The following is a 12928-nucleotide window of genomic DNA, read 5'->3' as shown; positions in this document are numbered from 1 at the left end:
CAGGGCGTGTCCGGCTGGTTAGCCGGGCACGCGCCGCGTGGAAAGCATCAACCGCAAGAAGCACGTCCCGCCGCGCATTGCCCCGCATTTCCCCATGACACCTGCACTTGGCTAAACGGCACGGGCAGGCCATGCTGCCCCCTCGTCCCATGTCTACCGGTAGCTCATGACCTCTCGCCTCACCCAAGCCCTCCTGGCTTCCGCCCTGATCCTGGGCCTCGCCGGCTGCGATTCTCCCCCGGCGCCCGATGCTGCGGCCGAGGTGGCACAGCCGCAGGCCGGGCAGGCCGCCGCCGGGCAGGCCAAGCCGCCGATCTCCAAGTTCAAGGCCTACACCCGGCGTTTCGAGGGCGAGGCCCTGCTCACCCAGAGCCATGCCACCGGCCACGTCGGCGACCTGTTCTTCACCCACTGGAAGGACGGCGGCGAAGCCTCGTTCAAGCTGGACGAGCAGGGCAACTTCAGGATCGACTGGGTGGGCGGCGACTACAACTACGTCGGCGGCCCGGGCTGGGAACGTGGCGACCGCAACCGCGTGATCGGCTACCACCTCAACGAGGATTCCGGCGCCAGCTACGTCACCCTGTATGGCTGGGGCTACAACAAGGACATGGACCCGAGCGATCCGGCCCACCTGGTGGAGTACTACGTGGTCCAGCGCGGCGTCCGCACGCCGGGGCAGGGGGGCGAGGAGGGCGTGAGCTTCACCAGCAACGGCGTGGAATACACCACCATCCGCACCGTGCGCCGCGAGAAGCCCTCGATCAACAACACCGCCACGTTCTACCAGTACTGGAGCAGGCCCAAGGAGCAGCTGCCGCTGGGCCAGGACCACAAGATCATCTTTGCCGACCACGTCGCCGCCTGGGAGCGCAATGGCTGGAAGCTGCCGGACATGGACAACTTCGACGCCAGCGACGATCCCACGTACCAGGTCTTCGCGGTGGAGGTCTTCATGGTGGAAAAGGGCGGCACCGTGTCGGGGCGGGTGTGGGAGGAGGCTCCGTAAGGAAGGAGTGCCCGATCCGGCCAGGCTGCGAAAGCAGGGGCCGGATCGGGGACAAGGGCGTTGTCGCAGGGGGAGATGATGCGGGGAACGGGACTGGCGCCTTGGCTGGCGCTTGCACTGTCGCTGCTGGCCGCGGTGTGCGCGCAGGCGCAGACCCTGCGTGCGCAGGGGCCTCGCGGGGAATACAGGCCGCCGGCGTACGTGCCGCGGCAGCCACCCAACGTGATGGCGCGTGATACGACGCCCATGAACTGCGAGCAGTTCCGGAGCCACCCACATCCGCGCATGGTGGCCTTCTGCGAGGGGATCGAGCGCTCGCTGGTGCAGATGGACGCAAGGCTCCAGGGGCGGCCGGCGCCTTCGGGCAGCGTGATCGAACTGCCGCCGCTGGGGAGCGCCGAGGCCCGCCAGCTCGGGTATGCCTGCGTTGGCGGGCAGGCCATGCGCCGGCTGGAGGATGGCTGGGAGCAGGTCATGGCCCGGGACAGGGGCTGGCAGCGCTGCCGGGGCGGGTGAGCCGGCGGGCGGTGTCGCCCAGGCCAGGGCAGCCAGGCGTGGCGGGTGCGTTGCTCACGAGTGCGCTTCGCCTACCCGGGCTGCGAAGGTCGGATCCGGCGGCAATGTCGCGCCGCGCGGCGACGCGTCGGGCGCCGCCAGCGTGCTGGGCACTGTAGCGGCGCGGCGCGCTTCGCCTGCCCTGACTATGCGGAAGCGGTTTGCGAACGCGGGCAGTGCCCGGCGCTTGCCTGCGTCGATGTGCGGCGGCATCGCGCTGGCATGTCGTGGCGGGAATGTCCAGCGCTGTCTTTTCCGCGGGCACCGCAGGAAGGGCAAAAAACGCCTGCGCGGGGCCATGAATACGTATGCACAAGGCTTCCGCAAGTGTGACCGGCCACTACCATTGCCGCACGCTCCGGGCAGGTCCCGGGCGCTTAAAGGACCGGGCGATCGCAAGGCGACGTACCCGGCCATCGCACACCACTTCCTTGGAGAGGGGACATGCATCACAAGCGCAACATGCTTAGCGCGGCGCTGGCGTCTGCCATCGCGCTGAGCGCGGCCGGCGTGAACGCCCAGGACAACAGCGGCGACGCCACCAACCTCGATACGGTCACCGTCACCGGCATCCGTCGCGGCATCGAGAGCGCGATCTCGGTCAAGCGCGACTCCACCTCCATCGTCGAGGCGGTCTCGGCCGAGGACATCGGCAAGCTGCCGGACGTGAGCATCGCCGAGTCGATCGCGCGCCTGCCGGGCCTGGCGGCGCAGCGCGTCGCCGGTCGCGCCCAAGTCATCAGCGTGCGCGGCCTGTCCCCGGACTTCGCCACCACCCTGCTCAACGGCCGCGAGCTGGTCAGCACCGGCGACAACCGCAGCGTCGAGTTCGACCAGTACCCGTCCGAGCTGATCAACGGCGTCACCGTCTACAAGACCCCGGACTCCGGCCTGATCGGCCAGGGCCTGTCGGGCACCATCGACATGCAGACCGTGCGTCCGCTGAGCTACGGCGACCGCGTGATCTCGGTCAGCGGCCGCTACCAGAAGAACTCGCTGGGCGAAGCCGCCGGCGTGGACCCGTACGGCAACCGCTTCAACGTCAGCTTCGTGGACAAGTTCGCCGACGGCACCCTGGGCATCGCCCTAGGCTACTCGCACTCGGACATGGCCAAGCAGGAGAACCAGGTCGGCCTGTACGAGCCGTGGGAGCAGGTCGGCGACGGCTGGCGCCCGGGCGTCGAGGCCGGCACCTGGTACTCCGGCGGCATCAAGGCCCTGCGCCGCACCGGCAATGCCAAGCGCGACGGCCTGATGGCGACCATCCAGTACCGCCCGAACAACACCTGGACCAGCACGCTCGACGCGTTCTACACCGACGCCGAGGAGTACGACACCGCCAACCAGCTGGAAATCCACCTGGGCGACTTCAATGGCGGCTACGACCGCCTGCAGGTCGACGGTGTCCGGGTCAATGGCAACGGCACCTTCACCGGTGGCATCGCCCGCAACGTGTACCCGCTGGTGCGCGGCATGTACAACCACCGCGAGGACAACATCAAGGCCTTCGGCTGGAAGAACGAGATCACGCTGGAAAGCGTGCGCATCGAGGCCGACGTGAGCTGGTCCAAGGCCGAGCGCGACGAGACCAACCTGGAGAACAACCTGCAGCGCCTGCCGGCCCCGCAGCTTGACTCGGTGGCGCTGGACTTCTCCGGCAACGGCTTCCCGCAGCTGACCCCGGGCATGGACTACTCCGACCCGTCCCAGCTGTACCTGACCAACACCATCTACGGCTCCGGCTACGGCAAGGTCCCGCACGTGGACGACGAGCTGCGCAGCTTCCGCCTGACCGCCAACTTCAACGCGCCGGAGAGCATGGGCAACTGGCTGTCGGACTTCGACATCGGTGCCAACTTCGCCGACCGCCGCAAGCGCAAGACCCAGGCCGAGGGCAACATCAACCTCGGTGCGCAGGGCGAGACCAGCATCGCCGCCGACCTGCAGTACGCCCCGGTCAACCTGGGCTTCGCCGGCGCCGGCCTGATCCCGGCCTGGAACGTGCCGGCCGCCGTGGCCCGCTACATGGAGTTCAACCCGACCACCGCCGAGTCCTACCTGGTGCCCAAGCAGTGGGCGGTCGAGGAAGAGATCACCACCACCTGGTTCCGCGCCAACATCAACGCGATGATCGGCGAGATCCCGGTGCGCGGTAACGTCGGCATCCAGGCCCAGCACGTCGACCAGTTCTCCAGCTCCAACTACTGGGACGAGAGCCAGCCGGTCGGCAGCCAGGTGATCCCGATCGCCGACGGCAAGAGCTACACCGACTTCCTGCCGAGCCTGAACCTGTCCTTCGAGCTGCCGGCGGAGAACACCCTGCGCTTCGCCATGGCCCGCCAGGTCGCGCGTCCGCGCGTCGACCAGCTGCGCGCCTCGATGGAGTTCGGCGTGGACACCAGCACCGGCCGTCCGGGCGCCAGCGGCGGCAACCCGAACCTGGATCCGTGGGTGGCCAACGCCATCGACCTGTCCTGGGAGAAGTACTTCGGCAACCGCGCCTACGTGGCCGCCGCGGTGTTCTACAAGGACCTGCGCAGCTACATCTACACCCAGACCCGCGACGGCTACGACTTCACCAACCAGGTCGAGCAGTGGCTGGCGGTCAACGGTGACACCATCGACATCCCGGTGCAGAACACCGGCAACTACAGCGCGCCGTTCAACGGCCAGGGTGGCAGCCTGCGTGGTGCCGAGCTGACCGCGTCGCTGCCGCTGGACCTGTTCTCCGACGCCCTGCGCGGCTTCGGCGTGGTGGCCAGCGCCAGCTACAACGACAGCGACATCCAGATCCTGGATCCGGAAAGCGCCAGCAGCGTGGGCAGCGATCCGATCATGCTGCCGGGCCTGTCCAAGCGCGTGTACAACTTCACCGCGTACTACGAGAACAACGGCTTCGAGATCCGCGTCAACCAGCGCAAGCGTTCGGACTTCATCGGCGAGATCGGCAACTTCGACGGCGTCCGCACCCTGCGCTACGTCGAGGGCGAGGACGTGATCGACGCCCAGGTGGCCTACAGCTTCGCCCAGGGCAGTTCGCTGCAGGGCCTGAGCCTGTACCTGCAGGGCAGCAACCTGAACAACTCGCGCTACCACACCTACGCCGGCACCAAGGACCGTCCGCTGGAGACGATCGAGTGGGGCCGCACCTGGCTGGTGGGCGCGAGCTACAAGTTCTAAGCGCGAACGGACACCTCCCTGTAGTACCTTGGCCCGCCCTCACCGGCGGGCCATTTTTTTGCCGTCCGGCGGCGCCCGCCTTGCCGCGGGGATGGGCCGGAGGTCATGCCAACTTCCCGCATGGGCAGCCGCGCGGGCAGGGTGGTATCCAGTCGTTTTCACCACGCACGGAGAGCCCCATGGAAACCACCCGCCGCGACCTGCTGAGGCTGGGCGCGCTTGCCGCCGCCTCCGCCGCCGCCCTGCCGGCCCTGGCCGCCGCCGCCACCGACCTGCCGCAGGTGGAGAAGGCCAAGCGCCCGCTCAACATCCTGATCCTTGGCGGCACCGGCTTCACCGGCCCGTTCCAGGTGCGCTACGCGCTGGCCCGCGGGCACAAGGTGACCCTGTTCAACCGCGGCAAGCGACCCTCGCCGGAGTGGCCGGGGGAGGTCGAGCAGCTGCACGGCGACCGCGAGACCGGCGACCTGTCGGCGCTGCGCGGGCGGCGCTGGGACGTGTGCATCGACAACCCGACCAGCCTGCCGTCGTGGGTGCGCGATGCGGGCAAGGTGCTGCGCGGCAACATCGGGCATTACCTGTTCATCTCCACCATCTCGGTCTACGCCGACGGCAGCCGCCCCGGCATCGACGAGGACGCGCCGCTGGCGCAGTACCGCGGCCGCGATGCCATGGCCGAGACCCGCCAGACCCTGATCGCGGACATGGAGAACCTGTACGGCCCGCTCAAGGCGCTTAGCGAGGTCGAGGCGCGTCGCCAGTTCGGCGAGCGCACCACCATCGTCCGCCCCGGCTACATCGTCGGCCCGCGCGACGAAACCGACCGCTTCACCTACTGGCCCCTGCGCGTGGCCGACGGCGGGGAAATGCTGGTGCCGGGCGACGGCCAGGACCCGATCCAGGTGATCGACGGCCGCGACCTGGGCGAGTGGATGATCCGCCTGGCCGAGAACGGCACCACCGGCACCTTCAACGCGGTCGGCCCCGGCTACCCGCTGACGATGGACGCGATGCTGCACGGCTGCCAGGCGGTGACCTCGACCCCGCTGCAGCTGACCCACGTGGACCCGGAGTTCCTCGAGGCGCAGGGCGTGGAGCTGCCGATCTGGGTGCCGCGCAACCGCGGCCCGTATGCCGGCTATGGCCAGGTCAGCAACGCGCGCGCGGTGGCCGCCGGGCTGACCTTCCGCCCGCTGGCCAACACCGTGGCCGACCTGCTGGCCTGGTACCGCAGCCTGCCGGCCGAACGCCAGGCCAAGCCGCGCGCCGGCATCGACCGACAGCGCGAGGCCGAGCTGCTGCGTGCCTGGCACGCCCGCGCCGGCTGAGCCGGGCACGCCACCACGCCAGCGGCGTGGCAGGGCCGTGGTTCACGGCCGTGCCACGCCGCCCTGCGTAAGGTCCGGGTCACCTAACGGACGGAGCAGGGCATGATCAAGTGGGCCATCATCTTCCTGGTAATCGGACTGATTGCCGGGGCATTGGGGCTGGGTGGCGTGGCCGGGGTGTCGATCGGCATCGCCAAGTTCCTGTTCGTCGCCGCGCTGCTGATCGCGGTGGTGCTGTTCGTGCTGGGCCTGACCATCTTCCGCAAGGTGACTTGATCTGGTGTCGCGTGCTGGTAATGTCGGCGCCGACATGAGGAGATCCCGGAACCTCGCCCGCGCGGCCTCGCTGCTGCTACTGCTGCTCCCGTCCGTGCTGCCCGCCCGCGACCTCGGCGTGGCCGGGCACCTGCCGCTGCCGGTGCTGGACCTGCAACGTTTCGCGGGCCCCTGGCACCTGGCGGCGTGGTTGCCGGTGGACTTCCAGCGCAAGTGCGTGCGCGAGGCGCGGGTGGAGTACCGGGCCGGCGCAGGCGAGGGCTTCGACGCCCACCAGTCCTGCCTGGACGAGGACGGGCGCCGCATCGGCGAGGACGCCGAGGTGGTGCCGGTGCCCGGCGCGCCCGGCTCGCTGCAGGTCCGTGCCGTGGCCCCGCGCTGGCGCGCCTGGGTGCCGTTCGGCTGGACCCGCCGCTGGGTGCTGGCGGTGGACCCGGAATACCAGTGGGCCCTGGTCGGCGCGCCGGACCGGGACCGCCTGTGGATCCTGTCGCGGCAGCCGCGGGTGGACCGCCTGCTGCTGGCCTCGCTGGTCGGCAAGGCGCAGGAACTGGGTTATCCGGTCGCGGAACTGGTGTTCGACGCCGGCGCACCCGGCAGCGAGGCACGCAGCGTGCCGCACGCGCTGGTGGCCTCGACCAACGAGCCGTTCTGGCAGGCGCGGGTGGATGGCACGGTGCTGGTGCTGACCGGTCCGGACCTGCCGCAGCCGCGCCGCCTGCAGCTGGCCAGCCGCACCGACGCGCTGGTGCCGGGCGTGCAGGCGATCGTGGCGCGCGATGCCCAGGGCACGGTCGTGTTGCGTGTGGCCACCGGGCAGTGCCAGGACAGCATGTCCGGGGCGTGGTACCCGCTGCGCGCGGCGCTGGCGGTGGATGGCGCGGAGGAAGTGCCGGGCTGTGCGCGTCCGGCGGCGATGCCGGCGCCGGGGGAGCCGCGCTAGCCCGTTACAATGGCGGCCGTTTTTTTCCTGCAACGAGGATGCAATGGCTGCCATTCCTTCCTGTCCGCAGTGCGGACTGGACAACACCTACGCCGACGGCGCGCTCTGGATCTGCCCGGACTGCGCCCACGAGTGGACCGAGGAGGAGGACGCCGAGGCGGAAGCCGGGCTGGTCGTGCGCGACAGCAATGGCAACCCGCTGGCTGCCGGCGACACCGTGGTCGTGATCAAGGACCTGAAGGTCAAGGGCTCCTCGATCCCGCTCAAGCAGGGCACGGTGATCCGCAACATCCGCCTGGTCGAGGGCGATGCGGAGCACATCGAAGGCAACTCGGACAAGATCAAGGGCCTGGTGCTCAAGACCCAGTTCCTGCGCAAGGCCTGAGCGAATCGTCGATCATTGGTGATTGGTGATTGGGCGAGGCGTGTGGCCCGGGCAAGTGCAGCGCAGCGCCGCTGCAGTGCCATGGCGCCCTCGAGGCCTGGCGCTTCGCCACGCGCTGCGTCGTCGTCTGGAGCACCGTTCCCTTCCCGGCAGGATGGGGTAGGGGGGAGGGCCAGGCGCCGACGCAGCTCCCCGATCGCGGCGTAGCCGAACGCCGGCGCCCGGCCATCGCCTGCATGCCCCTCCGCGCGTGTCCGCTATGATTCGGCGTTCGTCCGGCGCCACCGCGCCGCAATCCTTTTCCGGCCACGCTGCCCGCCAGCGTGGCCCGTCCGCAGGAGTCACGCATGCGTTCCAGACCTTTCGGCCGTAGCGGCCACACCGTCGGCGAGATCGGCTTTGGCGCCTGGGCCATCGGCGCGGCCTGGGGCACGGTCGACGACCGCGATTCGATCGCCGCGCTGCACGCGGCGCTGGATGCCGGCCTGGATTTCATCGACACCGCCGACGTCTACGGCGACGGCCACTCCGAGCGCCTGATCGCGCGCGTGCTCAAGGAGCGCGGCGGCAAGCGCCCGTTCGTGGCGACCAAGGCCGGGCGCCGCCTGCCCAGGCAGGAAGTGGCCGGCTACACCGCGCAGAACCTGCAGGAGTGGGTGGACCGCAGCCGCCGCAACCTGGAGATGGAAACCCTCGACCTGCTGCAGCTGCACTGCCCGCCGACCGACGCCTACTACCATCCGGAGATCTTCGAGCACCTGGAGCGGCTGGTGGAGCGCGGTGCGATCGCCCGCTACGGCGTGAGCGTGGAGCGGGTGGAGGAAGCGCTCAAGGCGATCGAGTACCCGAACGTCGCCAGCGTGCAGATCATCTTCAACATGTTCCGCCTGCGCCCGGCCGGGCTGTTCTTCCAGGAGGCCCTGCGCCGCGGCGTGGCGGTGATCGCGCGAGTGCCGCTGGCCAGCGGCATGCTCAGCGGCAAGTTCCGCGCCGATACCCGCTTCGAGGAAAGCGACCACCGCAACTTCAACCGCAACGGCGAGGCCTTCGACGTCGGCGAGACTTTCTCCGGCGTGCCCTACGAGGTCGGCCTGGCGGCAGTGGAGAAGCTGCGTCCGCTGGTGCCGGCCGGCGCCACCATGGCCCAGTTCGCGCTGCGCTGGATCCTGATGCACGAGGCGGTGAGCGTGGTCATCCCCGGCGCCAAGAACCCGGAGCAGGCGCTGGCCAACATCGCCGCGGCCGGGCTGCCGGCGCTGCCGGCGGATGTCATGGCCGAGGTCGCGCGGATCTACGAGCAGGACATCAAGCCGCACGTGCACCAGCGCTGGTGACCCCCGGCGCCGGGGCGCAGGCGAGCGCAACCGTTGGACTTCCGACAGGAGCAGGCACATGAAGATCCTGGTGGTACTGACGTCCCACGATCGCCTGGGCGAGACCGGCGAGAAGACCGGCTTCTGGCTGGAGGAACTGGCCGCCCCGTACTGGCGCTTCCGCGATGCCGGGGCCGAGGTGGTGCTGGCCTCGCCCCGCGGCGGGCAGCCTCCGCTGGACCCGCGCAGCGATGCGCCGGAGTCGCAGACCGACGATACCCGGCGCTTCCAGGGCGATGCCGCGGCGATGGCGGCGCTTGCCAACACCCGGCCGCTGGCCGAGGTGTCGATGGACGACTTCGACGCGCTGTTCTATCCAGGCGGCCACGGCCCGCTGTGGGACCTGGCCGAGGATCCACGCTCGATTGCCCTGGCCGCGCGCGCGGCCGAAGCCGGCAAGCCGCTGGGCGCGGTCTGCCATGGCCCGGCCGCGCTGCGGCGGGTGCGCGGTGCCGACGGCGCGCCGTTGGTGCAGGGGCGCAAGGTCACCGGCTTCAGCGATAGCGAGGAAGCCGCGGTGGGTCTGACCGGGGTGGTGCCGTTCTCGGTGGAGGCCATGCTGCGCGACAACGGCGGCGAGTACTCCAAGGGGGCCGACTTCCAGCCCCACGTGGTCAGCGACGGCCTGCTGGTGACTGGGCAGAACCCGGCCTCCTCGGCGCCGGCGGCCGAGGCGCTGCTGGCCCTGCTGCGCTGACCCGGCAAGCGCACCTCCACCAATGCCGCCCGGCGCCGCGCGTGCCGCCCGGGTAGACTGCCCGCGCGTCCTTCGCCGCGGCGGGGGACTCCATTCCGATGCCCGGGGGATGCCATGCGTCTGGACTGCCACGTGCGATCGCCGGCCCTGCGCGACCCGCCGGCCGCGTTCGCCTTTGCCGGCCGGCAGGACGGTGCCGGAGCCGGCGCCAGGCCGGGTCGATCCCTGCGACCACCTGTTCCACGCTGCCACGGGCGCGGTGCGGTGATGGCCGGGCGCATCTGCCTGTCGACCTTCCTGCTGGCGGTGCTACTCCTGCTGGCCGGCTGCAGCCAGCCGGCATCCCCGGTGCCGGCCACGGCTCCCGCGCACGGAAAGGCCAGGGAAGACGACGGCATCGCGGACGCGCCCGGACCGGAGATCGTCGCCCTGGCCGGCGCCTGGGACCTGTGGGAGGACACCGAGGGCGGCAGCGTCTGCCCGGTCACGCTGCAGGCCACGCCCAACCTCGGCGGGCATGCGCTGGAGGCGGATCCGGCCTGCCTCGCCTCGCTGGGCCTGGAAGGCGAGGCGTTTGCCTGGCTGATCGACGGCCGCGACCAGTCGCTGGTACTGGTGGATGCCACGCGCAAGGCCATCGTGCGCCTGCCGCGCAGCGGCGAGCGCGAGTTCTACCTGCCGCGCGACGGCAATCGGCGGTACGGGCTGATGCTCAACCCGGCGCAGTAGTCGCGGCGCCCGCCGGCGATGGTCGCCGGCCAGGCAAGGTTCGCCTGCCCCGGCCGGCAGGCCTGCCGCGGCGCGGGTCAGGCGTAAAATGCGTCCCTGGTGTTTTGCGGAAAGCGCGCAGTGGCAGAACAGATATCCGCGGTCCCGGCGTCCGCGGCCCCTGGGGAGGCGCCGGCATCGGCGGCACGCATCGGTCCGGCCTCGCCGGCCGACATCGAGGCCCTGTCCGCGCTGCTGGTGGAGACCGTCGCCAACAACGGCTCGGTCGGCTTCATGCACCCGCTGCCGCTGGACGAGGCGCGTGCGTTCTGGCGCGGCGCGCTGGAGGCGGTCGCGCGCGGCGAGCGCGTGGTGCTGTGCGCCTGGCAGGACGGCCAGCTGCTGGCCACCGGTTCGCTGGCCCTGGTGCAGGCGCCCAGCCAGCCGCACCGCGCCGAGCTGACCAAGGTGATGACCGCGCCGGCGGCCCGCGGCCGCGGCGTCGGTGCGGCCCTGGTGCAGGCGCTGGAACAGGCAGCGCGCGAGCGCGGCCGCCGCCTGCTTACCCTGGATGCCTCGCTGATCGAGGGCGCCACCGCGTTCTACCGCCGCCTGGGCTACCACACCGCCGGCGACATCCCCGAGTACGCCTACAAGCCGCTGGGCGGGCTGGGCGCGACCCGGATCCTGTGGAAGCTGCTGGACGCGCGCGAGCCGGCGCGGACGTTGCCGGTCGACCCGGCCGCCGACGAGCGGTACATGCGCCAGGCCCTGGCCCTGGCCGAGCGCGCGGAGAAGGAATACGACGAGATCCCGGTGGGCGCGGTGGTGGTCTCGGCCGGAGGCGAGGTGATCGGCGAGGGCTGGAACCGCAACATCGCCGACCACGATCCCAGCGCGCATGCCGAGATCATGGCCCTGCGCCAGGCCGGCCGGGCGTTGGCCAACCACCGCCTGGTCGGCGCCACCCTGTACGTGACGCTGGAACCCTGCGCGATGTGCGCCATGGCCCTGGTCCATGCCCGCGTCGCGCGAGTGGTCTACGGCGCGGCCGATCCCAAGACCGGCGCCTGCGGCAGTGTGTTCGACGTCATCGGCGACCCGCGCCACAACCACCGCGTGCTGGTGCAGGGCGGGGTGCTGGGCGAGGAGGCCGGGCGGCGCCTGACCAACTACTTCCGGGCCAAGCGCGGCAAGCCGCCGGTCTGAGCCCGGTTCAGCCCCCCGGCGGCAGCGGCCGGGTGGGGCGGTGGTCCATTTCCTCGTTGATCGCGGTCACCGCCAGGGTGGACTCGCGCGCCAGCAGGAAGCTGGCGGCAAACATCGACAGCACCCCGGCCGAAGCCAGCCAGATCGGCAGCGAGCCCAGGCGGTGCCCGGCGAAGTTGTCCACGGCCACCGCCAGGCTGGTGCCGACGAAGCAGCTGATGGCGATGTACAGCAGCTGCCCGGCGTGCAGCATCAGCAGGCTACGCAGGCGCTGCAGGGCGATGCGCTTCTCGTACAGCTGCCGCTCGCGCTCGTCGCGCACTTCTGGCAGTTCCCGCAGCAGGGTCCGCGCGCGGTCGATGATCCGGGCCAGGCGGTTGTTGGCCGACAGCAGCAGCGAGGCGGTGGCGGTCAGGAAGAAGGCCGGCGCCAGCATCGCGGCCAGGATGGCATGGGTGCTCGACTCTTGCATCGACCGGGTGTGGATGGGGACCTGCGGTATCATGCCAGCTCCCGCCGCGCCCGCAAGCGCGGCCCCATCACCGTTGGAGTTCCGCAAGCGCATGGCCATGGCCGCAGGAATGGACCGCCTGATCTGGATCGACCTGGAGATGACCGGCCTGGACACCGACCGCGATTCCATCCTCGAGATCGCCACCGTCGTCACCGACGCCCAGCTCAACGTGCTGGCCGAGGGCCCCGAGCTGGCCATCGCCCATCCGCTGGAGACCCTGCAGGCGATGGACGAGTGGAACCGCAACCAGCACAGCCGTTCCGGCCTGTGGCAGCGGGTGCTGGACAGCGACGTGACCCTGGCCCAGGCCGAGGCCCGCACCGTGGCCTTCCTCAACGAGTGGGTGCCGGCCAAGGCCTCGCCGATGTGCGGCAACTCGATCTGCCAGGACCGCCGCTTCCTGCACCGGCTGATGCCGCGGCTGGAGCAGTACTTCCACTACCGCAACCTGGACGTGAGCACGCTCAAGGAGCTGGCCCGCCGCTGGTGCCCGGAGGTGCTGGCCGGGGTCGGCAAGCAGGCCGCGCATACCGCGCTGAGCGACGTGCACGATTCGATCGCCGAGCTGCGCCACTACCGCCAGTTCCTGGGCAAGTTCGCCGGGCTGCCGGCGGCCTGAGCGTCAGGGGCCGGCCCGCCCCGACTCCGTTGCCGCGCCTGGTCCGCCGGCACGGACCGGCCAGCGGCCCGCGGCAGGCGCCGCCGGCGCTCCCGCCGCTGCGCCGGGGGGACTGGCGCCGGCGCCGGCCGA

The 12928-nt window shown here is 70.8% G+C and carries 13 protein-coding genes and 1 pseudogene; 13 read left to right on the top strand and 1 reads right to left on the bottom strand.

Going from position 1 to position 12928, the window contains the following annotated elements:
• Positions 1 to 166 precede the first annotated feature (166 nt).
• The 12 genes and pseudogenes from EIM48_RS05530 (at position 167) to tadA (ending at position 11663) form a co-directional block, all read left to right on the top strand.
• Complete coding sequence (locus EIM48_RS05530) at positions 167 to 1009, top strand: glycoside hydrolase family 11 protein (protein ID WP_125077386.1); 843 nt, start codon at positions 167 to 169, stop codon at positions 1007 to 1009.
• Positions 1010 to 1084: 75 nt separating this feature from the next.
• The gene (locus tag EIM48_RS05525) at positions 1085 to 1525 is read left to right on the top strand and encodes a hypothetical protein (RefSeq protein WP_199728397.1); all 441 of its coding nucleotides are present in this window, start codon (positions 1085 to 1087) and stop codon (positions 1523 to 1525) included.
• Between the two features lie 483 nt (positions 1526 to 2008).
• The gene (locus EIM48_RS05520) at positions 2009 to 4744 is read left to right on the top strand and encodes a TonB-dependent receptor (RefSeq protein WP_125111261.1); all 2736 of its coding nucleotides are present in this window, start codon (positions 2009 to 2011) and stop codon (positions 4742 to 4744) included.
• 179 nt (positions 4745 to 4923) lie between these two features.
• The gene (locus EIM48_RS05515; protein ID WP_125111260.1) at positions 4924 to 6072 is read left to right on the top strand and encodes an SDR family oxidoreductase; all 1149 of its coding nucleotides are present in this window, start codon (positions 4924 to 4926) and stop codon (positions 6070 to 6072) included.
• Positions 6073 to 6174: 102 nt separating this feature from the next.
• A complete protein-coding gene (locus tag EIM48_RS05510) occupies positions 6175 to 6348 on the top strand; it encodes a DUF1328 domain-containing protein (protein ID WP_019397347.1) in 174 nt (57 codons plus the stop codon).
• A 34-nt stretch (positions 6349 to 6382) separates the two neighbouring features.
• Positions 6383 to 7291: a lipocalin family protein gene (locus EIM48_RS05505; RefSeq protein ID WP_233581640.1), complete on the top strand. Its 909-nt coding sequence runs from the start codon at positions 6383 to 6385 to the stop codon at positions 7289 to 7291.
• Positions 7292 to 7334: 43 nt separating this feature from the next.
• Complete coding sequence (locus EIM48_RS05500; RefSeq protein WP_125111259.1) at positions 7335 to 7676, top strand: zinc ribbon domain-containing protein YjdM; 342 nt, start codon at positions 7335 to 7337, stop codon at positions 7674 to 7676.
• Positions 7677 to 8023: 347 nt separating this feature from the next.
• A complete protein-coding gene (locus EIM48_RS05495) occupies positions 8024 to 9010 on the top strand; it encodes an aldo/keto reductase (protein ID WP_125111258.1) in 987 nt (328 codons plus the stop codon).
• 58 nt (positions 9011 to 9068) lie between these two features.
• Complete coding sequence (locus tag EIM48_RS05490) at positions 9069 to 9746, top strand: type 1 glutamine amidotransferase domain-containing protein (protein WP_019397343.1); 678 nt, start codon at positions 9069 to 9071, stop codon at positions 9744 to 9746.
• A gap of 267 nt (positions 9747 to 10013) precedes the next feature.
• Complete coding sequence (locus tag EIM48_RS05485) at positions 10014 to 10475, top strand: AprI/Inh family metalloprotease inhibitor (RefSeq protein WP_019397342.1); 462 nt, start codon at positions 10014 to 10016, stop codon at positions 10473 to 10475.
• Positions 10476 to 10748: 273 nt separating this feature from the next.
• Positions 10749 to 11078: pseudogene (locus tag EIM48_RS15535) on the top strand (GNAT family N-acetyltransferase); the annotation flags it as partial.
• A 102-nt stretch (positions 11079 to 11180) separates the two neighbouring features.
• Positions 11181 to 11663 (top strand): tRNA adenosine(34) deaminase TadA, encoded by a 483-nt coding sequence (gene tadA, locus EIM48_RS15530; RefSeq protein ID WP_028915589.1) that lies wholly within the window; start codon positions 11181 to 11183, stop codon positions 11661 to 11663.
• Between the two features lie 7 nt (positions 11664 to 11670).
• Here the strand turns inward: tadA and EIM48_RS05475 are convergent, their stop codons facing one another.
• Positions 11671 to 12135 carry a DUF2721 domain-containing protein gene (locus EIM48_RS05475; protein WP_125111257.1) on the bottom strand — a complete coding sequence of 155 codons (465 nt, stop codon included), beginning with the start codon at positions 12133 to 12135 and terminating at the stop codon, positions 11671 to 11673.
• 97 nt (positions 12136 to 12232) lie between these two features.
• On the opposite strand from EIM48_RS05475, the gene orn reads away from it, so the two are divergent.
• Positions 12233 to 12796 (top strand): oligoribonuclease, encoded by a 564-nt coding sequence (gene orn / locus EIM48_RS05470; protein WP_028915587.1) that lies wholly within the window; start codon positions 12233 to 12235, stop codon positions 12794 to 12796.
• Positions 12797 to 12928 lie beyond the last annotated feature (132 nt).

The sequence above is a fragment of the Pseudoxanthomonas sp. SGNA-20 genome, from assembly GCF_003931635.1.
In the GTDB taxonomy this organism is placed as follows: domain Bacteria; phylum Pseudomonadota; class Gammaproteobacteria; order Xanthomonadales; family Xanthomonadaceae; genus Pseudoxanthomonas.
This window is presented reverse-complemented; position numbering and strand designations above follow the sequence as displayed.

Bases quoted from the DNA above. Each gene is read 5' to 3' on its own strand.
- EIM48_RS05475 (WP_125111257.1), bottom strand. From the start codon at position 12,135: ATGCAAGAGTCGAGCACCCATGCCATCCTGGCCGCGATGCTGGCGCCG.
- EIM48_RS05495 (WP_125111258.1), top strand. From the start codon at position 8,024: ATGCGTTCCAGACCTTTCGGCCGTAGCGGCCACACCGTCGGCGAGATC.
- EIM48_RS05530 (WP_125077386.1), top strand. From the start codon at position 167: ATGACCTCTCGCCTCACCCAAGCCCTCCTGGCTTCCGCCCTGATCCTG.
- EIM48_RS05485 (WP_019397342.1), top strand. From the start codon at position 10,014: ATGGCCGGGCGCATCTGCCTGTCGACCTTCCTGCTGGCGGTGCTACTC.
- EIM48_RS05490 (WP_019397343.1), top strand. From the start codon at position 9,069: ATGAAGATCCTGGTGGTACTGACGTCCCACGATCGCCTGGGCGAGACC.
- EIM48_RS05510 (WP_019397347.1), top strand. From the start codon at position 6,175: ATGATCAAGTGGGCCATCATCTTCCTGGTAATCGGACTGATTGCCGGG.
- EIM48_RS05520 (WP_125111261.1), top strand. From the start codon at position 2,009: ATGCATCACAAGCGCAACATGCTTAGCGCGGCGCTGGCGTCTGCCATC.
- EIM48_RS05505 (WP_233581640.1), top strand. From the start codon at position 6,383: ATGAGGAGATCCCGGAACCTCGCCCGCGCGGCCTCGCTGCTGCTACTG.
- orn (WP_028915587.1), top strand. From the start codon at position 12,233: ATGGCCGCAGGAATGGACCGCCTGATCTGGATCGACCTGGAGATGACC.
- EIM48_RS05525 (WP_199728397.1), top strand. From the start codon at position 1,085: ATGATGCGGGGAACGGGACTGGCGCCTTGGCTGGCGCTTGCACTGTCG.
- EIM48_RS05515 (WP_125111260.1), top strand. From the start codon at position 4,924: ATGGAAACCACCCGCCGCGACCTGCTGAGGCTGGGCGCGCTTGCCGCC.
- EIM48_RS05500 (WP_125111259.1), top strand. From the start codon at position 7,335: ATGGCTGCCATTCCTTCCTGTCCGCAGTGCGGACTGGACAACACCTAC.